The organism is Pseudomonas sp. GW823-FHT02C05 (assembly GCF_058797595.1).
Genome location: NZ_JBXAJU010000002.1, coordinates 68722 through 89573, shown reverse-complemented (window position 1 = coordinate 89573; position 20852 = coordinate 68722). Strand labels below are relative to the sequence as shown.

22 protein-coding genes are annotated in these 20852 nt (G+C 60.5%); 10 read left to right on the top strand and 12 right to left on the bottom strand.

Annotation, left to right across the window (positions count from 1 at the left end; translation table 11 throughout):
* Position 1 precedes the first annotated feature (1 nt).
* The 6 genes from AC1RGE_RS11370 to AC1RGE_RS11345 all read right to left on the bottom strand — a co-directional run bounded on the left by AC1RGE_RS11370 (position 2) and on the right by AC1RGE_RS11345 (position 7426).
* The gene (locus tag AC1RGE_RS11370) at positions 2-1282 is read right to left on the bottom strand and encodes an OprD family porin (protein WP_492584312.1); all 1281 of its coding nucleotides are present in this window, start codon (positions 1280-1282) and stop codon (positions 2-4) included.
* Positions 1283-1411: 129 nt separating this feature from the next.
* The gene (locus tag AC1RGE_RS11365; protein WP_492584310.1) at positions 1412-3043 is read right to left on the bottom strand and encodes an ABC transporter ATP-binding protein; all 1632 of its coding nucleotides are present in this window, start codon (positions 3041-3043) and stop codon (positions 1412-1414) included.
* A gap of 2 nt (positions 3044-3045) precedes the next feature.
* Positions 3046-3915, bottom strand: a complete 870-nt coding sequence (locus AC1RGE_RS11360) for an ABC transporter permease (protein ID WP_492584308.1) — start codon at positions 3913-3915, stop codon at positions 3046-3048.
* Entirely contained in the window at positions 3912-4853 is a 942-nt protein-coding gene (locus AC1RGE_RS11355) for an ABC transporter permease (protein ID WP_492584306.1), read from the bottom strand. Before AC1RGE_RS11355 ends, AC1RGE_RS11360 begins: the two co-directional genes overlap by 4 nt.
* Positions 4854-4864: 11 nt before the next feature.
* Positions 4865-6433 carry an ABC transporter substrate-binding protein gene (locus tag AC1RGE_RS11350; RefSeq protein ID WP_492584304.1) on the bottom strand — a complete coding sequence of 523 codons (1569 nt, stop codon included), beginning with the start codon at positions 6431-6433 and terminating at the stop codon, positions 4865-4867.
* Between the two features lie 126 nt (positions 6434-6559).
* Entirely contained in the window at positions 6560-7426 is an 867-nt protein-coding gene (locus AC1RGE_RS11345) for an alpha/beta hydrolase (RefSeq protein ID WP_492584302.1), read from the bottom strand.
* A gap of 131 nt (positions 7427-7557) precedes the next feature.
* Here AC1RGE_RS11345 and AC1RGE_RS11340 point away from each other — a divergent pair, with 131 nt between their 5' ends.
* Positions 7558-8436: a LysR family transcriptional regulator gene (locus AC1RGE_RS11340; RefSeq protein WP_041115897.1), complete on the top strand. Its 879-nt coding sequence runs from the start codon at positions 7558-7560 to the stop codon at positions 8434-8436.
* A 226-nt stretch (positions 8437-8662) separates the two neighbouring features.
* On the opposite strand, the gene AC1RGE_RS11335 is transcribed toward AC1RGE_RS11340, so the two are convergent.
* Both AC1RGE_RS11335 and AC1RGE_RS11330 read right to left on the bottom strand, forming a co-directional pair.
* Positions 8663-9247 (bottom strand): DUF6630 family protein, encoded by a 585-nt coding sequence (locus tag AC1RGE_RS11335; RefSeq protein WP_492584300.1) that lies wholly within the window; start codon positions 9245-9247, stop codon positions 8663-8665.
* A 208-nt stretch (positions 9248-9455) separates the two neighbouring features.
* Complete coding sequence (locus tag AC1RGE_RS11330) at positions 9456-10337, bottom strand: LysR family transcriptional regulator (RefSeq protein WP_492584298.1); 882 nt, start codon at positions 10335-10337, stop codon at positions 9456-9458.
* A gap of 116 nt (positions 10338-10453) precedes the next feature.
* Between AC1RGE_RS11330 and AC1RGE_RS11325 the strand changes: the two genes are divergently transcribed.
* From AC1RGE_RS11325 to AC1RGE_RS11310, 4 genes are all read left to right on the top strand, one after another.
* Positions 10454-10873: an ester cyclase gene (locus tag AC1RGE_RS11325; RefSeq protein WP_041751943.1), complete on the top strand. Its 420-nt coding sequence runs from the start codon at positions 10454-10456 to the stop codon at positions 10871-10873.
* 3 nt (positions 10874-10876) lie between these two features.
* Positions 10877-11914: an SDR family oxidoreductase gene (locus tag AC1RGE_RS11320; RefSeq protein WP_492584296.1), complete on the top strand. Its 1038-nt coding sequence runs from the start codon at positions 10877-10879 to the stop codon at positions 11912-11914.
* A 17-nt stretch (positions 11915-11931) separates the two neighbouring features.
* Positions 11932-12474: a histidine phosphatase family protein gene (locus tag AC1RGE_RS11315; protein WP_015634098.1), complete on the top strand. Its 543-nt coding sequence runs from the start codon at positions 11932-11934 to the stop codon at positions 12472-12474.
* A 257-nt stretch (positions 12475-12731) separates the two neighbouring features.
* A complete protein-coding gene (locus tag AC1RGE_RS11310) occupies positions 12732-13118 on the top strand; it encodes a DUF6124 family protein (RefSeq protein ID WP_015634097.1) in 387 nt (128 codons plus the stop codon).
* Positions 13119-13183: 65 nt separating this feature from the next.
* Here AC1RGE_RS11310 and AC1RGE_RS11305 read toward each other — a convergent pair whose 3' ends face one another.
* Together AC1RGE_RS11305 and AC1RGE_RS11300 are read right to left on the bottom strand one after the other, a co-directional pair.
* Complete coding sequence (locus tag AC1RGE_RS11305; protein WP_492584614.1) at positions 13184-13708, bottom strand: helix-turn-helix domain-containing protein; 525 nt, start codon at positions 13706-13708, stop codon at positions 13184-13186.
* Positions 13709-13808: 100 nt separating this feature from the next.
* Positions 13809-14663 (bottom strand): helix-turn-helix domain-containing protein, encoded by an 855-nt coding sequence (locus AC1RGE_RS11300; protein WP_492584294.1) that lies wholly within the window; start codon positions 14661-14663, stop codon positions 13809-13811.
* A 156-nt stretch (positions 14664-14819) separates the two neighbouring features.
* On the opposite strand from AC1RGE_RS11300, the gene AC1RGE_RS11295 reads away from it, so the two are divergent.
* Together AC1RGE_RS11295 and AC1RGE_RS11290 are read left to right on the top strand one after the other, a co-directional pair.
* Entirely contained in the window at positions 14820-15368 is a 549-nt protein-coding gene (locus AC1RGE_RS11295; protein WP_011059171.1) for a GNAT family N-acetyltransferase, read from the top strand.
* Positions 15369-15649: 281 nt separating this feature from the next.
* Positions 15650-16087, top strand: a complete 438-nt coding sequence (locus tag AC1RGE_RS11290) for a GNAT family N-acetyltransferase (protein ID WP_041774060.1) — start codon at positions 15650-15652, stop codon at positions 16085-16087.
* A 169-nt stretch (positions 16088-16256) separates the two neighbouring features.
* Here the strand turns inward: AC1RGE_RS11290 and AC1RGE_RS11285 are convergent, their stop codons facing one another.
* Positions 16257-16886: a helix-turn-helix domain-containing protein gene (locus AC1RGE_RS11285; RefSeq protein WP_011059170.1), complete on the bottom strand. Its 630-nt coding sequence runs from the start codon at positions 16884-16886 to the stop codon at positions 16257-16259.
* A gap of 165 nt (positions 16887-17051) precedes the next feature.
* On the opposite strand from AC1RGE_RS11285, the gene AC1RGE_RS11280 reads away from it, so the two are divergent.
* From AC1RGE_RS11280 to AC1RGE_RS11270, 3 genes are all read left to right on the top strand, one after another.
* A complete protein-coding gene (locus AC1RGE_RS11280; RefSeq protein WP_492584292.1) occupies positions 17052-18188 on the top strand; it encodes an NAD(P)/FAD-dependent oxidoreductase in 1137 nt (378 codons plus the stop codon).
* 26 nt (positions 18189-18214) lie between these two features.
* Complete coding sequence (locus AC1RGE_RS11275; RefSeq protein WP_015634090.1) at positions 18215-18592, top strand: RidA family protein; 378 nt, start codon at positions 18215-18217, stop codon at positions 18590-18592.
* A 102-nt stretch (positions 18593-18694) separates the two neighbouring features.
* Positions 18695-19750, top strand: a complete 1056-nt coding sequence (locus AC1RGE_RS11270; protein WP_011059167.1) for a YkvI family membrane protein — start codon at positions 18695-18697, stop codon at positions 19748-19750.
* A 78-nt stretch (positions 19751-19828) separates the two neighbouring features.
* Here AC1RGE_RS11270 and AC1RGE_RS11265 read toward each other — a convergent pair whose 3' ends face one another.
* Positions 19829-20704 (bottom strand): LysR family transcriptional regulator, encoded by an 876-nt coding sequence (locus AC1RGE_RS11265; protein WP_011059166.1) that lies wholly within the window; start codon positions 20702-20704, stop codon positions 19829-19831.
* Between the last annotated feature and the right edge of the window lie 148 nt (positions 20705-20852).

Genomic DNA, 20852 nt, shown 5'->3' with positions numbered 1-20852 from the left:
GCTACCAGAGCGCCACGGTGTAACCCAGGATCACTCGGTTTTCGTTCGTGTCACGGGTGAAGTTGCTGGTGGCGCTGGCGTTCTGCCAACGCAGCGACACATCCTTGAACGTGCCGCTTTGCACCACGTAGCCAAGGGTGAAATCGCGCTCCCACTCGCGCCCTTCGCCCTTGAAGCCGATGACCTTGGCGTTGTCGCCCTTGGCGTAACGCGTCGAGAACAGCAGGCCCGGCAGGCCCAGCGAGGCGAAGTCATAGTCATAGCGGGCATGCCACACGCGCTCGCCGGTCTGGGAAAAGTTAGCCAGTTGGTACTCGGTAAACAGGTAGGTGTTGGTGCCGTCCACGTAGGTGAACGGCGTCGAGCCGTACTGTTTCTGGTAACCGCCGCTGAGGTTGTGGCCATAGAGGCTGTAGCCGATGCGCGTACTCAACGCGCGGTTATCCACCTTGCCGGCCAGGGCCGCGGCGTCTTCACTGGCATTAAAGTAACGAATGTCGGTCTTGATCGTGCCGGGGCCCCACTTGAAGCTATTTTTCAAACCCAGGTAGTGCTGTTGGTAGAGGCTTTCCAGTTGCGCGTACTGATAGGTCACGACCGTGGTAGGCGTGAGCTTGTACTCGCCGCCGGCGTAGCGGAATTCATCACTTTTGGCGCTGCTTTTGTAGGCGCCGTATTGGCTGGTAAGGCCCATGTCCTCGTAGTGGGTCGAGTCGCGTTGCTTGACCTGGTCCAGTTGGCCCACGGTCAGGGTCAGATTGTCGATGTCCTTGGAGGTGAACGCTGTGCCACTGAAGCTCTGCGGGAACAGACGGCTGAGGTTGGGTTGCAGGGTAGGCAGGTCCGGCACCATGTAGCCCACTCGCAGCTCGCTTTGGGCCATGCGCGCCTTACCGGTGATGCCGAGTTTGGAGTAATTGTCATGGGCACGGCGTGCATAGCTGGGCGAGCCAGGCTCGGCCGAACTTGAGCGCGCCAGCAGGCCGGTGCCGGAATTATCCGGGCTCGAGTCGAGCTTCACGCCCAGCATGCCGACCGCGTCCAGGCCAAAACCCAGCGTGCCGTCGGTAAAGCCCGACTTGAGGTCGAGAATAAACCCCTGCGCCCACTCGGCGCGCTTGTTCTGCCCGCTGGACTCACGGTAGTCGCGGTTGAAGTAATAGTTCTTCAATTCAAGCGAGGCCTTGCTGTCGGCGACAAAGTCGGCCTGGGCAAACAAGGGCATGAAACCGACGCCCATGGCGCTGGCACTGGTGACGACTTTGTTGATGCGGTTATTCATGCGTGGGTTCCTGGCAGACAGGTTGAGTGGGGTTGTTTTTGTTTTCTTCGGCCATGGCTTCGCCCGCTTCGCCAATCACCGATTGACGAAGGTTTGGGGGTCAACACGTGGCCTGGGGTGCCGCAGTACCTAAATCACACTGGCGCGGAGGCGGTAGCTGCCATCCGCACATTTCTCCAAGGGGCTGGCCGCTGCGAGCAGCCGGCGGGTATAGGGATGTTGCGGGGTGTCGAAAAGGGTATCGCGCGGCCCCATCTCGACCACTTCGCCCTGGTTCATCACTGCCACGCGATGAGCGATGCGTTCCACTGCTGACAGGTCGTGGGAGATGAACAGGCAGGCGAACCCGTACTGGCGTTGCAAGCGCTCGAACAACTCGAGAATCTGCTTTTGAATGGTCATGTCCAGCGCCGAAATCGGCTCGTCGGCAATCACCAGCTTGGGCCGTCTGACCAGCGCCCGGCCAATCGCTACGCGCTGGCGCTGGCCACCGGAGAGTTGATGGGCAAAGCGCTCACGAAACTGCTCGGGCAAGCCGACGTCAGTCAGTGTCTCGGTGACCCGTTGGCGTTTTTGCGTAGCCGTCAGCTCCGGCTCATGGCGCAGCGGCTCGGCAATGATCTGGCCGACGGTCATGCGGGGATCGAGGGAAGAGTACGGGTCCTGGAAAATCATCTGGCATTGCAGGCGATGTGCACGGTTGGCGGCCTTGAGGATATCCACGCCCTGGAACAGGATGGACCCGGCGCAGGGCGTGACCAAACCGACCACTGCCCGCCCGAGGGTGGTTTTGCCCGAACCACTGCCACCGACCAAGGCCAAGGTCTCGCCCGGCGCGATGCTCAGGTTCACCGAATGCACCACGCGCTTGGGCACGCTGCGGCCCCAGAAACTGCGCGGTCCCGGGTGTTCGATGCACACATCCCGGACCTGCAACAGCGCGTGACCTGCGGCCGGCAACGGCACCAGCTCGCCGCGCCGTGGCAGCGCTTCAAGTAGCTGCCGGGTGTAGTCGGCCTTCGGCGCGAACAGGATGTCTTCGATGCGGCCCTGCTCCACCGCCTTGCCCGTACGCATCACCACCACCTTGTGGGCATAACGCGCCACCAGGGACAGGTCGTGGCTGATGAACAAAATCGCAGTGCCTTGCTCGCGCGTCAGCTCCAGCATCAACTCGATCACGTCCAGTTGCGCCAGGCAATCGAGCGCCGTGGTTGGCTCGTCAGCGATCAGCAGCGCCGGACGCAGCAACATCACCGAGGCCAGCATGATGCGTTGGCGCATGCCGCCGGAGAACTGGTGCGGGTAGGACCCCAGGCATTTCTCGGCATCCTTGATACCGATGCGTTGCAGCATGGCGCTGCAGCGTTCGCGGATCGTCGCCGCATCCAGCGTGGTATGCAGTTTGAGCGCTTCGCTCATCTGCCGGCCAATCGTCAGCGCGGGGTTGAGCGAAACCATTGGTTCCTGGAACACCATGCCGATCCGCGCACCGCGCACTTCACGCATCGCCTTGGCATTGCCGCTGTCCAGCGGTTCTCCCTGGAACAGGATGCGCCCACCACAGACCTGCATCGGTGCCGGCAGCAAGCCAATGGCTGCGCGTGCGGCCATGGTCTTGCCGCTGCCCGATTCGCCTACCAGCGCGACGATCTCGCCAGGGGCCATGGTGAAGCTGAAATCATCGACGGCCAGAGGGCCGTCCGCACCGACGCGAATCTGTAGATTTTCAACAGCCAGTAATGGCACTGGAACGCTCATGCTCATTTCCTCATGCGCGGGTCGAGACGATCACGCAAGGCATCGCCAAACAGATTGATAGCCAGCAACGTCAGGCTGATAAAGATGCCCGGGAAGATCCCCAGCCACGGCGCTGTAGAGATGTAGGTGCGGCTCGCCGAGAGCATGCTGCCCCAGGTCGCGGCCGGCGGCGGAACGCCCAGGCCAAGGAAGCTCAGCGCACTCTCCGAGAGCAACGCCCAGCCGAACATGCTGGTACCCAGCACACACAGCGGCGCCAGGCAGTTGGGGGTGATATGGCGGAACATGGTGTACAGCTCGGAGTTGCCGATTACCCGAGACGCCTCGATGAACTCCAGCTCACGCAACGACAACACACTGCCTCGTACCACACGCACCACTGACGGGGTGTAGGCAATGCCCAGGGCGAGCACGATGCCGTACTGGCTGGCACCAATGATTGCCATGATGCCCAGGGCCATGAGAATACCCGGGAACGCCAGCAGCGCATCGTTGAGCATCATCAGCACCTGGTCGGTCCAGCCGCGCAGGTAACCGGCAAGCATACCGATGACCGTGCCGCAGATAACCGCCACGCTCACCGAGAGCAGGCTGATCCACAGGCTGGTGCGTGCACCAATCATCAAGCGACTGAACACGTCCCGGCCGAATTCATCAGTGCCCAGCCAGTGCACAGCATCGGGTGCATGCAGGCGCGACAACAGGTCCAGCTTGAGCGGGTCATAAGGCGTCCACACCACGCCGAGCAACGCCAGCAACACCAGTACCACGAGCAGGCCGCCGCCGATCAACGCATTCAACGGCGGGTAACGCCAGGCACGTCGAGGCTGGGTATCCAGCCCTGTCGGCAAGGCGGGAGTCTTGAGGTTCATAGCTTCACCCTTGGATCGAACAGCGGATACAACAGATCCACCAACAGGTTGACCAACACATAGATGCAGGTGACCAGCAGCAGGCACCCCTGGAGCACCGGGTAGTCACGGGAGAAGATCGAATCGACCATCAAGCGACCAATACCGGGCAGGGTGAACACGGTTTCCAGTACCGCAATGCCGCCGAGCAAATTGCCGAGAATCAGGCCAATCAAGGTCCAGGTGGGCGCAAAGGCATTGCGCAGAGCGTGTTTCCACAGCACGGCCCCCTCCGACAACCCCTTGGCCCGCGCATGGGCGATGTACTCCAGGCGCAGCACTTCGATTGTGCTGGCCCGCGCCATCCGCGCAATCGCGCCGAACTCCACCAGGGTCAGGGTGATGATCGGCAGCACCACATAGGTCACGGCTTTCATCGGGTCGCTGGCAAAGCCCACGTAACCGATCACCGGCAACCAGCCGAGCTGAATACCAAACACATAAAGCAACAACAAACCCAGCCAGAAACTCGGCACCGACAGCAACAATGTCGCCGTAGCCACCAGGCCCAAGTCCAGCGCACTGTTTTGCTTCCAGGCCGCGAGCAAACCCACCGGCACCGCGAGCAGGGTCGCCAGTAACACCGCGACAAGCACCACTGTGGCGCTGACGCTGAATCGCTCGATCAGCAACGCCAATACCGGCTGGCGGCTGCTGATGGACATCCCAAGATCGCCACTGAGCACCGACTTGATCCAGATCAGGTACTGGGTCACCACCGAGTGGTCCAACCCCAGGCTGGCGCGCATGTCGGCGAGGCTTTGCGCATCGGCCATGTCGCCCAGCATCAGCAGCGCCGGGTCGCCGGGGATCAGGCGAATCAAGGCAAACACAATCACCGAGATCAACAGCAGGGTCGGCACCGCCATGCCGAGCCTGTGCAATATGAATCGAAACATAGCGGTACGCCTTACTTGGAAGTGTCGGCCAGCTTCACGCCCCAGAGGCGCGGCTTGGCAACGGGCCAGGAGCGATAACCTTCAACGCGCTTGCCCATGGCGCCGATGGCGGTGCCGTTGTAGATGACCACCATTGGTACATCCTTGAGCATCAAGGTGTGCAGCTTGTCGAACAGCGGCTGGCGCTTGGCCGGGTCAACCTCACGCTGGGCCTCGCGCAATATCGCCAAGGCTTCGGGGTTGTCCCAGACCTTGCGCGGCTCCTTCTGCTTGTCGCCAATCACTGATTCGTAGCTCTGCGCCGCATCGAAACGCCCCGAGTAGGAGAACGACATCATCTGGTAGCTGCCGGTCTGGTAGCGCTCCAGTTGCGTACCCCACTCCAGGGTTTCCATCTCGATGTTCAGCCCCGCCGCCTGAGTCATGGCCTGGCTAAGCAAACCCATGTCGAACATCTGCGGGTAGCGCTTGTTGACCAGCATGCGGATTTTTTCGCCGCCGTAACCGGCCTCTTTCAACAGGCGTCGGGCCTCGTCGATGTTGTAGGTGTAGCCCTGGTGCGCGGTGTCGTCGTAGTACGGGCTGGCGGTGGGGATGACCGAGTTGTTGACCACCGACAAGCCATCGGACAAGGCCGCCACCATCTGTGCGTAATCCAGGGACAGCGCCACCGCGCGACGAATGCGCACGTCCTTGAGCAACGGATCACGGGTCTGGAACAGCAGGCCGCTGATGGTCATGATCGGGCTGACCTGGATCTGCAGATTCTTGACCTGCTTGAGTTGTGCGGCGTCCATCGCCGTCACGTCCGGCAGCAGGTCGATGCCCCCCGAGAGCAGAGCGGCCTTGGCCGAAGCCGAATCGGGGATCACCTCGAAACGCACCTTGTCGACAAACGCCTGCTTGTTGCCGGTGGACCCGTCCGCCTCGGCCTCGGCACGCGGTGTGTATTCCTTGAAGCGATCCAGTTCGACGTACTGGCCCTTCTGCCATTTGCCCAGGGTGAACGGCCCGGTGCCAATCGGTGCACGCCAACTGCCATCGGCGGCCAGGGAATCGGGGTGCAGGATGCCGCTGCCGGCACAATCCGGGCGAGCCATCGCGGCGAGGAACAAGCCGTTGGCCTGGTCCAGCGTGAACACCACGGTTTTCGGATCAGGGGTGGCGACATCGACAATCCTGGCTGCGCCACGCCCGTCGAACTCCGCCAGGCAACGCCATTGGGTCTTGGGGTCCAGGTAGCGCTGCCAGGTCCATTGCACATCCTTGGCCGTCAACAGCTGGCCATTCTGGAAATGCACGCCGTCTCGCAGGCTGAAGGTGTAGCGCAGGCCATCTGGCGAGACAGCGACGGCACTGGCCAGCATCGGCGCAATGCTGGTGTCTTCGCGATACGCCACCAGCCCTTCGACGATATGCATCATCACCGCATCGGTATTGTCGTCACGGTTGACGCCCGGATCGGTGCTGCGGATATCACCATTGAGGCCCACGCTGATGACCTTGTCTTGCGCAACGGCCATGGAAAAAGTGCACGCCGACATCGCGACGGCCAGTGCCGTCTTTACGTAGCTATTCACGGGAGAAAGACTCCTTGAAGTAATTTTCCGGTCAGTGGCGAGGGCCAGGGCAGAACCGGCATCAGAATGAGTGAAACCTTGGTTATTGTTATACGGCCTGTTCTGAGTACATCTACCAGCGGTGTATCAGCCGAGGTTGCGCTTGCGACGCAACACCTTGGCGAAGAAGTCCTGGGCTGCCGGCATAGCCTTGACGCCCTGGTGCGCAACGTTGGGCAACAGGTCGAAATGCACCTGCACCCCGACGGCTTCGAAGCTCGCCTTCAAGCTGGCCAGGCGCTCCGGGCGCGTGCGTCCGGCAGCGTTGGCACCGGGCATGTAGTGTTTGCTCCCTTCACGGTGGGTGATTTCCCAGGTTTCGAGGTCCGAATCGCCGACCACCATGTGCACCGGTAGTTGCTGCAAGGCTTGCAGGTCCAACGGTTTGCCAAAGCGCGTCGCGAAGTCCCGCACGCCGACCCACCAATCCTGCTCGGAATCCAGCAGGGTCACAGAGCCCGGCGCACCGATGGACGCCGCCCAGAGTTTCTCGGGGTGCAGGTAGCAGAACCGGTGGGTGAATTGTCCACCGCCGGAATAGCCGAACAGCGCAAAGCTATCGAAGCGGCGTCCATAGCGTTCGCCGACGCTGGCAATCATGTCCAGTAACACCTGGTCGTAACGGATATCGCCCTCGACCAGTTGCTTGTAGCCATCGCCATTGCTGTCACCCAGCACGCCGACCGGGAACAGTGGCGACAAAATCACACAATCGTTCCAGCGGCCAAACTCCGCGAAGCCATTGCGATAAATCTCCATCGCACGGGTCGAGCCATGCAGCGATACCACCAGGTCCACTGGCCGGGAGCTATCCTCGATGGTTTCAGGCACATAGAGGGTGTAGGCAAAACGGCTGTCCTGATGGTGCGAGTACACCGTGGTAGCGCCGAGGTGATACACGTTTTTGGCGGCACGCAGGGCCGCGTCGATGGGGTTGGTATCTGGATTGCTCATGTGGAAAGTTCGCCGAGTCAGTTCGGGCTTGAGTATTGGTCGGGCGCTATAAAAAGAAAAACTAATTAAACTTTAGCCAGAACAAACAAAACCTTTACGATCAAGCCCTACCCACGGGCGCGAGATGACCCATGAGCAACATTCGCTTTTTCAAGACGTTTATCGCCGTCGCCGAGTACGGCAGCTTTGCCGCCGCTGCCGACCGAGTAGCACTGACCAACGCCGCCGTCGGCCAACAAATGCGCGCACTCGAAGAGGAAATGCGCCGCCCGCTGTTCGACCGCAGTCAGCGGCAGATCAAACTGAGCCGCGATGGTGTGTTATTGCTGCCCAAGGCCAAGCGTCTGCTGGCGGACTACGAACAAATGATCGCTGAAGCCCCCGACGGCGAAGCCATGGAGGGCGAAGTGTCGATCGGCGGCATTACCTCGGGCATGGGCCTGCTCGCCAATTGCCTGGTACAACTGAAAAAGCTGCACCCCAGGATATCGGTCAACCTGATGACCGCCCGTTCCGACGAAGTGGTCAACCTGGTACAGGCCGCCAAACTCGACGCCGCGCTGCTGATCGAGACGGCGCGGCAAAACTTCAATGGCTTGAGTTGGACCCTGCTCTATAACGAACCGATCGTCATGCTCGCCAATGCCACACAGACCGCCGGCATCAACGATGCAGTGGAGTTGCTGAGAACCCAACCGTTTATTCGCTACGACAGGTCCACAGCAGTGGGCCGCAAGGTGCAGTCGATCATCAAGAGTGAATCGGTCGAACCGCTGGAGATCTTGGAGCTGAACTCGATCATCGGAATCGCCGACCTGGTACGCCAGCAAGTCGGGGTGGCGATTGTGCCGCTGCTGAAAAATTTCGACTGGCACAAAGACCCAAGCCTGCGGGTGCTGCCGTTGCCGGGGGATCTGGCGGTACGCCGGGTGGGAATCTTGGAACAAGGCACCAAAAGTGCAATTACCGGGGAAATTCGCAAGTTGCTGATGTCGGCTGTGGCAAAGTAATAATCCCCTTGGCACGGATCATTAGCGCCTGCCTCGGGAAATTTCGTGAGTTGCCTCCCTGTCTCTCAGGAAGAACTCCCCGCACTGGCGGAGCAAGCACCTTTCGCCCCGAAATGATGTTGATGACTGGCCGAAAGCTGCCGTAAGTGAACAACAGCAATCGATCCAGAATGGACGTGGACGACACTGATTTAAGGATCGCGATTGCTTCAACCTTTTTCGATCGTTAGAAGCTCTCGAGGCTGACGTTGACTCCAGCTCGTCCAGCCAACTCAATAATCTTTTCCAACCGTTCAGTTTCAACAATGAAACCGTCGTAATTTTCACCTCCGGAGTCCAGGTGAAGATAACGTTTACCGAACCGAGCCAGCCACTGGTCAAAGTTGTGGAGAACCTCTGGAATCGATGCCCCGTGTTCCCGCACATAAGAGAACGGCTCTTTCAAACCACTGGCTCTGACCAAATAGGGAGCTTGATATTCAAAAACGTCATGACTCTTCCCATCCAGGCTAAGGAGAACGAGGCTTTCAAGTTTTTGCCCCCTTGCTTCATTCAGAAACCCCTCCGTGAGCGCACTGGATGGGTCATCCCCCATTGCGTATCTACGCATCACGCGCCTGACAAGCCTGGCGCCCTCTTTATCCGGGACGACAGCTACGAGCGCTTGAGCCAAGGCCTCGAGCGCTTTTTTCTGGTCAGGATCGCCTCGCACAGGTCGCAACTCTTTCATGATCGCTGAAGCACTGAGGTTGGTTTCCTCGGGTGCAGGCATGGTAAAGCGTCCACCAAACAACCGATCTAAGATACCCATGCCAATCCCTGTATTAAGTTGAGTAAAACCATCTGGTTGCGACTTGCGTCCATTATTGCAATTGAGCTTTCTGCCTGACAGTGAGGTGTACCGATCAACGGCCTTTGCTGGCCGAGGCGGATACGAATAGATCGTCTATTTCTGAGCAAAAACGGTAGTTAGTGAGCGCCAGCTATCGGCCGATTCCGTTGAAAAATGCGCCCGGGGTTCAATCGTCGACGCTTTCAACCTTCAGAACGTCGAGCATGACCTGCTCCAAGATCTCAAAGAAACCTCTGATGTGCGCCTGCTTCAACGCCTGGGGCCGGGTAACCAGATAGACCTCCATATCTGGAAGTTCAAGATCCGGGAACACCTCGGTCAGGTCCTTCGCCAGAATGCGCGGCAGTACCGCTACGCCCAGGCCTCGCCTCACCGATTCCAGTTGCACGGCGAACGAGTCCACGCAGATTTGCCCTCGGTCCAGGCCCGCCGCCTTGGCAGCACGCATTTGCGGCAACATATCCAGTGGAGGAAGCAAGGCAATGTTGGCCGCCGTAGCCAGGCTCACCTGCGGAAACCGCTTCAGGTAGCCCGCCTGGGCGAAGACGCCATAGGCGAGCCTGCCTAAGGGCCGATAGATCAGAGAAGGTTCGCCCAGGTGCGCGGTGCGTACTGCAATATCGGCCACGCCGCGGACGATCTTGTGAAAGTCGGCGGTGACCAGCAACTCCACGGAACAACGCGGATGCAGGGCCGTAAAACGACTCGCGGCCTCCAGCACACAAGGAGAAAACCCCTCTCCGGCACTCACCAGGACACTGCCACAGAGCTCCGTCTGCACCCCGGACAGATCCGTCGCCGCTTGGCGCCGCAAGCCGGCTTCCGCCGCCAGTGCCACTTCCACCAGGGACTGGCCCCGTGCGGTCAGCCAACAGCCTTCAACGCCTCGTTCAACCAGCGGCTCACCCAAGGCCACTTCCAGTTGGGTCAGGCGACGGGACACAGTAGACGCCGCGATACCCAACAGCTGGCCCGCCTGAAGAAAACTGCCACGCCGCGAGACGGCCAGCAGCAGCCGAAGATCGTCCCAATTTGCCTGCAACGCCATACCTCCCATCCCCCCTGGTTTGCATTAATGCAAAGCCATTATGCAGTAGTCGCTGTTTTTCAAGCACGGTCTCGCCGGTATATCTACAGGCCTTCGAAACCACTGGAATGCACTGTATGACGACGGGCCCCCACGACTACGCAGAACGCGCCGCTCGTGCCTTCAACCACCGTGACCTGGAGTCGATGCTCGCGCTGGTGTGCGAAGACTTCATCTACCTCGACGGCATGGGCATGCAAAGCGGCCGTGAATCCATGCGCAAACGGGAGACCGCCCTGTTCGAGGCGTTCCCTGATGCCCACGTGACCATGACGCCCTTTATCGTCACTGAAGACCGACTGGCGCTGACCGCCCTACTGACCGGTACCTTCACCGCCCCTCTGGTGCTGGCGGGCCGGCTGATCCCGCCTCATGGCCGCCCGATTGCCGTGCACTACAGCGCGCACTTCACCTTCAGAGACGGCTTGGCCTGCCGCGAAGAAGTGTTCTTCGACAGCGCGGCGTTGATGCCCTCAGCCGAACAGCAGGAGAGTTGAGCCATGGGTAACGCATTCGTGACGGGCGCAACCGGCCTGCTGGGTAACAACCTGGTGCGCGAGCTGGTCGCCCGTGGCTACACCGTCAAAGCCCTGGTCCGCTCAAGAGCCAAAGGTGAAGAGCAGTTCAACGATCTGCCCAGTGTGGAACTGGTCGTGGGCGACATGGCCGATATCGACACCTTCGCACCTTCGCTGCAAGGCTGCGATACGGTGTTTCATACCGCGGCGTTCTTTCGCGATAACTACAAGGGCGGCAGCCATTGGGCAGCCCTGGAAAAGATCAATGTCACCGGTACGCGAGACCTGCTGCACCACGCCTACCGCGCGGGCATACGCCGCTTTGTCCACACCTCTTCGATTGCCGTGCTCGACGGCGCCCCCGGCACCTCCATCGATGAGAGCTGCCTGCGCGCCGAAGCCGATGCGGATGACTACTACCGCAGCAAGATCCTCGCCGACCGCGAGGTCTTGAGCTTCCTCGACACCCACCCGCAGATGCATGCCTGCATGGTGCTGCCCGGCTGGATGTGGGGCCCGGGCGACAGGGGGCCGACCTCCTCGGGGCAATTGGTCAAGGATGTGGTCAACGGCAAGCTGCCCGGGCTGATTCCTGGCACCTTCTCCGTGGTCGATGCCCGTGATGTGGCCTGGGCTCAGATCTCTGCCGCGAAAAATGGCCGCCGTGGCGAGCGCTACCTCGCCGCCGGTCAGAGCTTGAACATGCGCCAGTTGGTGCCGCTCCTGGGGCGAATAGCGGGCGTCAAAACCCCTGCCCGGCAACTGCCAGTGCCCGCGCTGTACCTGTTGGCGGCGGTGCAGGAGGTGTACGCGCGCCTGACCGGCAAGCCGATTTTGCTGAGCATGGCGACGGTGCGCCTGTTGATACGCGAAGAGAACCGGACCAGCTTTAACCACCGCAAGAGCGAACAAGAGCTTGGCGTGAATTTTCGAGCGCTGGAGCAGACTATTTCTGACACCGTGGCCTGGTATCGGCAACATGGCGGGTTCACGAAAACCAAGGACGACAACCAACGGTGAGCAGGACAATCATCCTGATGCGTCACGGCCAGCCAAAGATCGCCGCGGCGGAAAAGATCTCAATGCTTGAGATGAAGGACTGGATCGCGCAATACAACCGCTCCGAAATCATCCGCGATCCTGCGCCGCAGGCCAGCCTGCAACTTGCCGCAACCGCCAGCACCGTTGTTTCAAGCAGCGCGCCTCGGGCCCTGACCTCCGTCGAGGTACTCGGGCTGAAACCTGCCGTGGTTGACGCGACGTTCTGCGAAGCTCAACTGCCCCATGGTGGCTGGCGATTTCCCCGGTTATCGCCGTTTACCTGGGCTTTCATCTTTCGCGTCCTGTGGCTGTGCGGCTATTCGAGCGGCGTCGAATCCTTCGGTGCGGCGAAGCAACGTGCCAGTGCCGCCGCTCAGCGGCTGCAGGCCCTTGCCGGCGAAGAGCCGGTGCTGCTGCTCGGTCATGGCGTCATGAATCGGATGATTGCCAAGCAACTGCTGGCAAGCGGGTGGACTCGCCAACAGCGGAGTGGCAGCCGCTATTGGAGCGCGTCGGTGTATCACCACGCAGGTGTCTAAACGGTGGTCGGCGCAGAGTACGCAAGCGATTGGGCAGCGACACGTCAATCGCCGATGTCACTGGCGATAACACTAAAGCCCATGCCCCATCGCTTGTGACTCGAAGAGGTACAGAGTCTCTTTCTTTTGTGCGAAACGTCCTAGTTACACCGAACCACTTGAATCGGGAGTTCCTGCTAACTAGCCTCGATCTGTCACCGAACATTCGATGGCCGGGTTTAGCAGCTCGATGTTGACTAGGCGCACGGAGTTACGCCATGAAAAAGCTCGTTCCCGATCAGCCCAAAGCCCCCCAGCGCCACGGTAGAAACCCTGAACTAGACCAGGCCAACAAACAGATCCTTCAGAAACTGGCACTTCGACCTACCGGTGCGCCTCTGGCCAAGTCCATCAAACACACCTCAGGCGTCCCGGTTAGCAGCGACTCATTGTTTTCCATCCGAGAGGGCATCAACGCTGAAAAAGCCCTGCTCCACGTCTCTCTGCTGCTGAAAAGCGCCGAAGAAGTCTCCGATGAAATCACCGAGCGCGGCAGCGGCATTGAACGCGGCCTGATCTGGTCCCTGGTGCACTCGGTGGAGATGGCCCGGGCCGTGGTGGATGCCTTGCTCGACGGCAGTCGCCACAGGCCAACGCTGAAGTAGAACTCCCCGCGACAACACGACGCGGCAGCACAGTCTGTCGTGCTGTCGCTTGATGAGTGGGGGCTTCAGCGCTCCGACATAACCACCATCACCTCCGCATCCTTCTGCCCTTCCGCTAGGTAGACATGGCCAATGCTGCTGTTGAAGTAGGCCGTTTCCTGCGGGCCAATGCTCACCGCTTCCCCGGTCTCGAACTGAATCCGCACGCGGCCCGACAGCACCAGGGCGAATTCCTGCCCGGGGTGGCGGATGTAATCCTCGAACTGCTGCAGCTCGCGGGCAAAGATCCGCGCGTACATGGGGGTCATGCTGCGCTCGGGAAAGTCCGCGGCCATGGGGTGGTAGTCGTAGTTGCCGGTGCTGTAGCCGGGGGCGTCGGCGATGGTGGTGCTGACCACGGTCGGTTGCACCTGGGCGCTGCGGGTCTGGATCGGGTTCGGCGCCGGGGTGAACAGTTGGGCGATGTCGACGCCCAGGGCGCGGGCCGCAGCGGCGAGTTTTTCGTAGCTGACCGAGACCTGGGCCAGCTCCATTTTCGACAGGGTCGACAGTGCGACGCCGGAGCGTTCCGAGAGCTGTTTTAGGGTCAGCTCGTCCTATGGACAACCGATCGCGCGCTGGAATCAGTGTTATATCTAGGAGGGAAACCTTTTCCATAGTGCGCCTTCCCTCCTCTATTTCGACCGCAGGTCAGCCCTGCTCCCCCTCCTCTCTCTTGTGCTTACGATAACGGGAGAGCGAAATTCCCGTTTGGCGCTTGAAGTAGCGACACAAGTAAGACGCGTCGACGAAGTTCAATTCGTCGGCCACACGGCCAATAGCCAAGTCACTGTATAAAAGAAGAGCCTTGATCTCCAAGGTTACCTGCCGATCGATCAGGCCCTTGGGTGTGTCGTTGAAAAACGCTTTGGTCAACTGCGACAGGTAGAACGGCGTGATATTCAGTGCGTCGGCGTAGAACTTCACATCTCTATGCCGCACGCAATGTTTGCCTATCAATTCCCAGAAGCGCCAACTGAGCATTTCCTTCCGGCTGAATCCCCTGTTTTCTATCTGGTTGGCTGGAAGTTGCTCGGCTATTTTCAAAAAGAGGTTCTGCAGCTGATTGCGCAACATAATGCGTTGGTAGGTGGGACAGGTCTGCGCAATATTCCGCATCTGCGTCACCCAGTCCTCTATCAGCGGCATGTCATCCTTGGATGGAACGCAATGAGGATGGTCATGCAGAAATACGAACAAGGTATTGGGTAGCGGGTAGGCAACCTCCGCGGCAAAACTTTTCGGCATAAGGCAGAAAAACACCTTGAAGCGGCGCGAGCGACGTTTGAGCAAGGCAATAGTGTCCTCAGCCAGCAGCATCACAGCACCGCGCCTAACCGCATGCTCTTTGAAGTTAAGTGTGAAGTGGGCACTACCGCAGAGGCATACCAGCAGCGTCAAGTAAGCGTGACCGAAGGAGAGCGGTAAACCGAGCCCTTCCGCTAGCGTGGTTTCTCCCATCCGCATCGAGTCGTCAGGAGCGGAAAGTTTCGGAATGTGATGCATAGTGACCCAGCGCTACAACAAACAAGAGCCAAAATCCTATCACCGCTTGGCGTAGCTGTTTCGAAAAGTACCGAAAAAGCCGAGGTACTGGCGTGTACCGATGATCTGTCTCCCAATACTCTGTCCCGAACGAACCAATCCATTCGGGTACAGGACATGACACTTGAAACAGAACGACTCTTGCTTCGCCCCTGGCAGGCCACAGACGCCGCCGATCTATACGAATATGCCAAAGACGCCCGAGTCGGCCCTATCGCTGGCTGGCCCCCACACACCAGCGTGGAGAACAGTGCCGACATCATCCGTACGGTCTTCAATCACCCCGAGGTGTACGCGGTCGAACTGAAGGAAAATCGCCGTGCTGTTGGTTGTGTGGGCATTCTCATAGGCAGCAACAGCAATTTTGAAATCAGTGAGCAGGAAGGGGAAATCGCCTACTGGATCGGCGTGCCGTACTGGGGCAAAGGCCTGATTCCGGAAGCAGTACGTGAAGTGATGCGACACGCCTTTGAAAACCTGAATCTCAAAGCACTTTGGTGTGGTTACTTCGCCAACAACATCCAGTCCTATGCTGCTCAATCCAAGTGTGGCTTTCGCTTTCATCACACGGAAGAAAACAAATACAACCAGTTCCTCCAAGACTATCGGACAGAACACATTAGCCGTATCACCTACCAAGAATGGCTGGACCATACGAAAGAGTAAGGACACACGGTGAATGGCGGCCACAACCGACGGACGCAGTCTGGTGACGACGTAAACCGCACGAACGCCGCAGAGGAGTTCAAACCTTACTTGGAGCTGCACGGAGAGCTAAGCGGAATCCCCCGCCGCCCCAGCACTGCCGTGAACTGCAACAGCTAGAGTGCGAAGCCTGCCGCAGGACAGCGCCGAACTGTTCGTCGCGCTGCTGGCGAAGGCGCAGGAGGAACTGAATGCCCGTGAAAGTTAATTGAGCCTTATCCACACCCCAGTTCAGGAGACTTATGAAAATCTCGCTTACCCAAGTAACGCAAAAAAACTATGAAGCGATTTGTGAACTGGAGGTCACTGAAGAGCAGGAAGACTACGTGGCAAGTAATACCTGGTCGCTCGTTGAGGCTGCGTACAACCCAGGTTACTTCACACGCGCCATCATCGCGGATGGAGAGCCCGTAGGCTTCTTTATGTGGGTGCAAGAGTCAAAAGGCAAAGTTTCTATCTGGCGCTTTATGGTGGACAAAGAACATCAGCGAAAATCCATCGGTAGAGTAGCGCTGGGCCTCGCCCTACATGAAATAAAACAGATCGCGGATTTGAAAGAAATTGAAATTTGCTACAACCCCAACAACATCGTAGCTAAAGGGTTCTACTCCAGTTTCGGATTTGTCGAGGTTGGTATGGATGCAGACGGCGAAGATATGCTGGCGAGGATCAGGATTTGAACTGCGCCAAATACAATTCGAGCGTTGCACAACAGTTCTAATTACCTTCAACTCCAACCGCTTATGGCTCAGGAGGGCGCAGAGTCTGTTTCTATTGTGCGAAACGTCCTGGTTGAACCTAACCACTTGTATCGGGAGTTGTGGATGACTTGCTCGATGGTGAGGGGCCTCAACGCTCCGACATCACCACCATCACTTCCGCATCCTCATCCCCTTCCGCCAGGTAGATATGGCCAATGCTGCTGTTGAAGTAGGCAGTCTCCTGCGGGCCGATGCTCACGGCCTCCCCGGTCTCGAACTGAATTCGCACACGCCCCGACAGCACCAGGGCAAATTCCTGCCCGGGGTGGCGGATGTAATCCTCGAACTGCTGCAGCTCGCGGGCAAAGATCCGCGCGTACATGGGGGTCATGCTGCGCCCGGGAAAGTCGCCGGCCATGGGGTGATAGTCGTAATTGCCGGTGCTGTAGCCGGGGGCGTCGGCGATGGTGGTGCTGACCACGGTCGGTTGCACCTGGGCGCCGCCGGTCTGGATCAGGTTCGGCGCGGGGGTGAACAGCCGGGCGATGTCGACGCCCAGGGCGCGGGCTGCTGCGGCGAGTTTTTCGTAGCTGACCGAGACCTGGGCCAGCTCCATTTTCGACAGGGTCGACAGCGCCACGCCGGAGCGTTCCGAGAGCTGTTTGAGGGTCAGCTTCTGGTTTTTACGAATGGTCCGCAGGCGTGCGCCGACCTGGGTCCGGTCGATCAGTGGATGGGCGTGGGAGCTCGAGGCGGGCTGGGCTCGGTCGGAACTCATTGAGGCTCTCTGTCTGGCAAATAAGGGCAACCGCGACGCTAGCCGGGGCACGTGGCGAAATATTAACCCATGACCCCGGGTTGACTGGAAAATTCTCATATCTTACATTTCTCGTATGTGAGAATTTTGACCCCTGTCATTTCCCAGCGATTCAGGAACCCCGGCATGCACGCGAACCAATGCTTCGACTTCGTCATCATCGGCGCCGGTATTGCCGGTGCTTCCCTGGCCTATCGCCTGGCCGGGCAGGCCAGCGTGCTGGTGCTGGAACGTGAATCGCAGCCGGGCTACCACTCCACCGGGCGCTCGGCGGCGATGTTCATGGAGGCCTACGGCACCCCGCAGATCCAGGCCCTGACCCGCGCCAGCCGGTCTTTCTACCAGCGGCCGCCGCAGGGTTTCTGCGATCACCCGTTGATGGAACCCCGTGGCTGCCTGTACGTGGCCAGCGAGGAACAGCTGGAACAGTTGCAGCAGACCTACGATGAAACCCGCGCCCGTTCCGCCAATGTGCGCCTGATCACGGCGGAGCAGGCCCGGGCCCTGGTGTCCTGCCTGCGCCCCGAGGCCGTCGCCGGGGCGATGCTGGAAACCGCCGCCCAGGACCTGGACGTGCACGCGCTGCACCAGGGCTTCCTGCGGGCCATGCGCCGCGCCGGTGGGCTGCTGGAGTGCGACATACAGATCGTCGAGGCCAGCCGCGAAGACCGCCACTGGAACCTCACACTCAGTGATGGCCGTGTACTGCAGGCGCGCAATCTGGTGAACGCTGCCGGCGCCTGGGTCGATGACGTGGCCCAGCTGTGCGGCGTGGCCCCCATCGGCCTGCAACCCTGCCGGCGCAGCGCCTTCACCTTCGATGGCCCACCGGATGAAGACTTCAGCCGCTGGCCGGCGGTGATCGGCATCGACGAAAGCTTCTACTTCAAGCCCGACGCCGGCCAGTTGCTCGGCTCCCCGGCCAATGCCGACCCGGTGCCGCCCCAAGACGTGATGCCTGAAGAACTGGACATCGCCACCGGCATCTACCACATCGAGAACGTCACCTCCCTGAGCATCCGCCGCCCGCGCCACAGCTGGGCCGGCCTGCGCTCCTTCGTCGCCGACGGCGATCTGGTGGTGGGCTGGGACGACAGCTGCGAAGGCTTTTTCTGGCTCGCCGCCCAGGGCGGCTACGGCATCCAGTCGGCGGCCGGCGTCTCGCAACTGGCCTGCGCCCTGCTGCTGGGGCAACCGGTCCCCGAAGAACTGCTGAGCCAGGGCGTCGATGCCCAGGCCCTGGCCCCCGCTCGCTTGCGTTAACCCACCCAGCCCACGAGGCCCTTGCCATGTCCAATGACATCCAGCGTTATCCCAGCCACCTGCCCTACCCCTTTTCCCGGGCGATCCGGGTCGGCGGCTTTCTGTTCCTCTCCGGCCAGGTGCCCATGAGCGCCGAAGGCGAAGTGGTGCACGGCGACATCCGCGTGCAGACCGAAGCCGCCCTGGCGCGCATCGGCGAGACCCTGGCCGAATGCGGTGCCAGCTTCGACCAGGTGGTGAAGAGCACTGTCTGGCTCACCGACATGCAGCACTTCGCCGGCTTCAACGAGGTCTACCAGCGCCACTTCAAGAACGGTTTCCCGGTGCGTTCCACCGTCAGCGCCCAACTGGCGCTGGGGGTCGATGTCGAGATCGAAGTCCAGGCCTGGGTCGGCGAAAACTGAGTCACCCGCCCCAGCCCTCAAGTGCGATGCCCAGGACCACCAAGGCCATGAATGCCGGGGTGGTCCACCCCACATAACAACAAAAAATCGAGGCTAATCGTCATGAAAGAAAGTCTGAAGATCGCCGGCGCCTTCGTCGGTGTGATTGTCGGCGCGGGGTTCGCCTCCGGTCGTGAACTACTGTTGATGTTCGTCGACTTCGGCGCCTGGGGCCTGGCGGGTGCGGTGGTCAGCGCGGCGCTGTTCACCTTCCTCGGCATGGCCCTGGCCAGCATGGGCAGCCGCCTGCGAGCGGCGTCGCACAAAGACGTGGTGCAGGCCCTGTGCGGCAAGCACCTGGGGGCCCTGGTGGACCTGATGATCACCTTCTTCATGTTCGCCGTGACCGTGGTGATGCTGGCCGGCGGCGGTGCCCTGCTGGAGCAGCAGTTCGGTATTCCGGCCATCGCCGGCAGCGTGCTGGTGACGCTGATCGTGGTCGCCATCGTGTGCCTGGACGTGCACAAGGTCATCGGCATGATCGGCGCGGTGACGCCCTTCCTGATCATCACCGCGGTCGGCGTGGCACTGTATGGCGCCGCGACCCGCGACCTGAGCTTCGGCGAACTCAACCAACTGGCGGCCAAACAAGAAGCCGGTGCCAGCCACTGGCTGCTGGGCGCCTTGCTCTACGTGTCCTACAACATCGTGGCCGGGGTGCCGATCCTGGCGATAATGGGCGGCGCGGCCAAGGGTGAAAAACAGGCGATGTGGGGCGGCATCCTCGGCGGCGCGCTGCTGGGCGTGCTGATGCTGGTGATGAGCCTCGGCCTGCTGTCGCGCCTGGACAGCGTGGCGGACCTGCCGATGCCCATGCTGTCGATCGCCAGCGAAGTCTCACCGGCCCTGGGGCTGCTGATGGCGCTGATCATCTTCTGCATGATCCTCAACACCGCCGTGGGCACCCTGTACTCCTTCTCCGCGCGGCTGTTGCCGGCGGGCACCCGACAGTTCCGCCTCGGTTCGATAGCCGCCGGCGCCCTGGCGTTTGTCGGCAGTCTGGTGGGCTTTATCAGCCTGGTGGGGCAGGTCTATCCGTTCTTCGGCTACCTGGGGTTCCTGCTGATTGCCGCGGTGGTGATCGGCTGGCTGCGACCACGGCGGGTGGTGGTGGCGTAGGCGTCGCTCGATGGGGCAGGCACCCGGGAGTTATCCCAGGTGCCTTGAGTCAAGCCCGGTGCCGTAGGAGCGGCCCGCTCAAGCAAACCGACTGCCCTTGAGCGCCTTCAAGAAGGTATAGGACGCATGGTTCAACGTCTCTCGCGGGGCGGTGATCACGCTCACCGAGCGCACGATGCGCTGGTCTTCCAGGCGCAGGAAATTCAGCTGATCCCCCGCCGCCGAACGGCTGAGCAGTTCCGGTAGCAAGGTCACGCCCATGCCCTGGGCCACCAGTGCCAGCAAGGAGGTGGTGTTTCTGACGCTGAGGGTCGAGTGGTCGCGGATGTGCCGGAACTCGGCGGCGTTGATCTCGGCGCCCAGGCCGCTGTTGATGAAGTTCTGCCCGTCCAGGTCGCTCCAGCGCAGCGGGCGCGCCAGGCGGTTGAGGGGGTTGTCGCTGGCGCAGACCACGCAGAAGGCATCGGAGAACAGGAAGTCCTGGTCGATGTTGGGGATGCTCGCCGGTACGGTGCCGATGCCGATGTCCACGTCGCCGCTGAGCACCGCTTGCACCACTCGCTCGGAATCCATATCGCGGATATCCAGGTGGAACTGCGGGTGCTGTTCATGGAATTGCTTGAGCAGCGGCGGCAGCAGGGTGATGGCGAAGGACGGCACCGCCGCCACCCGCACCAGGCCGGTCTCGGCCTTGGCGTAGGTCTTGATGGTGCTGATGGTGCGGTCGAAATGCGCCAGTTCGCGCTGGGCTTCCAGCAGCACGAAACGCCCCAGGGGGCTGAGCTGGTTCTTGCGCTCGCCTTCGAACAAGGCGCCGCCCAGTTCCTCTTCCAGTTGCTTGAGCGAGAGCGACACCGCTGCCGGTGTACGGTGCAGGCGCTGGGCAGCCTGGGTCAGGCTCTGGCTGGTGGCCACCGCGACGAAAAACTGCAAATTGGAGATCTTGATGCTCATGGCGGCGCGTCCTGCTGGCAAAGGCATAGCTTAAATTTTACCTAAACAACCTTAAAATTTATTAGATTTACTTAATACAAGGCCGACTCATAATCCTCCCAGAACCGCACAAAGGCAACGCCCCGCCTGGCGTGCCGCCCTGGAGGAT

Bases quoted from the DNA above. Each gene is read 5' to 3' on its own strand.
- AC1RGE_RS11295 (WP_011059171.1), top strand. From the start codon at position 14,820: ATGACACTTGAAACAGAACGACTCTTGCTTCGCCCCTGGCAGGCCACA.
- AC1RGE_RS11275 (WP_015634090.1), top strand. From the start codon at position 18,215: ATGTCCAATGACATCCAGCGTTATCCCAGCCACCTGCCCTACCCCTTT.
- AC1RGE_RS11325 (WP_041751943.1), top strand. From the start codon at position 10,454: ATGACGACGGGCCCCCACGACTACGCAGAACGCGCCGCTCGTGCCTTC.
- AC1RGE_RS11300 (WP_492584294.1), bottom strand. From the start codon at position 14,663: ATGCATCACATTCCGAAACTTTCCGCTCCTGACGACTCGATGCGGATG.
- AC1RGE_RS11335 (WP_492584300.1), bottom strand. From the start codon at position 9,247: ATGGGTATCTTAGATCGGTTGTTTGGTGGACGCTTTACCATGCCTGCA.
- AC1RGE_RS11310 (WP_015634097.1), top strand. From the start codon at position 12,732: ATGAAAAAGCTCGTTCCCGATCAGCCCAAAGCCCCCCAGCGCCACGGT.
- AC1RGE_RS11330 (WP_492584298.1), bottom strand. From the start codon at position 10,337: ATGGCGTTGCAGGCAAATTGGGACGATCTTCGGCTGCTGCTGGCCGTC.
- AC1RGE_RS11345 (WP_492584302.1), bottom strand. From the start codon at position 7,426: ATGAGCAATCCAGATACCAACCCCATCGACGCGGCCCTGCGTGCCGCC.
- AC1RGE_RS11280 (WP_492584292.1), top strand. From the start codon at position 17,052: ATGCACGCGAACCAATGCTTCGACTTCGTCATCATCGGCGCCGGTATT.
- AC1RGE_RS11365 (WP_492584310.1), bottom strand. From the start codon at position 3,043: ATGAGCGTTCCAGTGCCATTACTGGCTGTTGAAAATCTACAGATTCGC.
- AC1RGE_RS11340 (WP_041115897.1), top strand. From the start codon at position 7,558: ATGAGCAACATTCGCTTTTTCAAGACGTTTATCGCCGTCGCCGAGTAC.
- AC1RGE_RS11285 (WP_011059170.1), bottom strand. From the start codon at position 16,886: ATGAGTTCCGACCGAGCCCAGCCCGCCTCGAGCTCCCACGCCCATCCA.
- AC1RGE_RS11355 (WP_492584306.1), bottom strand. From the start codon at position 4,853: ATGTTTCGATTCATATTGCACAGGCTCGGCATGGCGGTGCCGACCCTG.
- AC1RGE_RS11320 (WP_492584296.1), top strand. From the start codon at position 10,877: ATGGGTAACGCATTCGTGACGGGCGCAACCGGCCTGCTGGGTAACAAC.
- AC1RGE_RS11360 (WP_492584308.1), bottom strand. From the start codon at position 3,915: ATGAACCTCAAGACTCCCGCCTTGCCGACAGGGCTGGATACCCAGCCT.
- AC1RGE_RS11315 (WP_015634098.1), top strand. From the start codon at position 11,932: ATGCGTCACGGCCAGCCAAAGATCGCCGCGGCGGAAAAGATCTCAATG.
- AC1RGE_RS11270 (WP_011059167.1), top strand. From the start codon at position 18,695: ATGAAAGAAAGTCTGAAGATCGCCGGCGCCTTCGTCGGTGTGATTGTC.
- AC1RGE_RS11370 (WP_492584312.1), bottom strand. From the start codon at position 1,282: ATGAATAACCGCATCAACAAAGTCGTCACCAGTGCCAGCGCCATGGGC.
- AC1RGE_RS11290 (WP_041774060.1), top strand. From the start codon at position 15,650: ATGAAAATCTCGCTTACCCAAGTAACGCAAAAAAACTATGAAGCGATT.
- AC1RGE_RS11265 (WP_011059166.1), bottom strand. From the start codon at position 20,704: ATGAGCATCAAGATCTCCAATTTGCAGTTTTTCGTCGCGGTGGCCACC.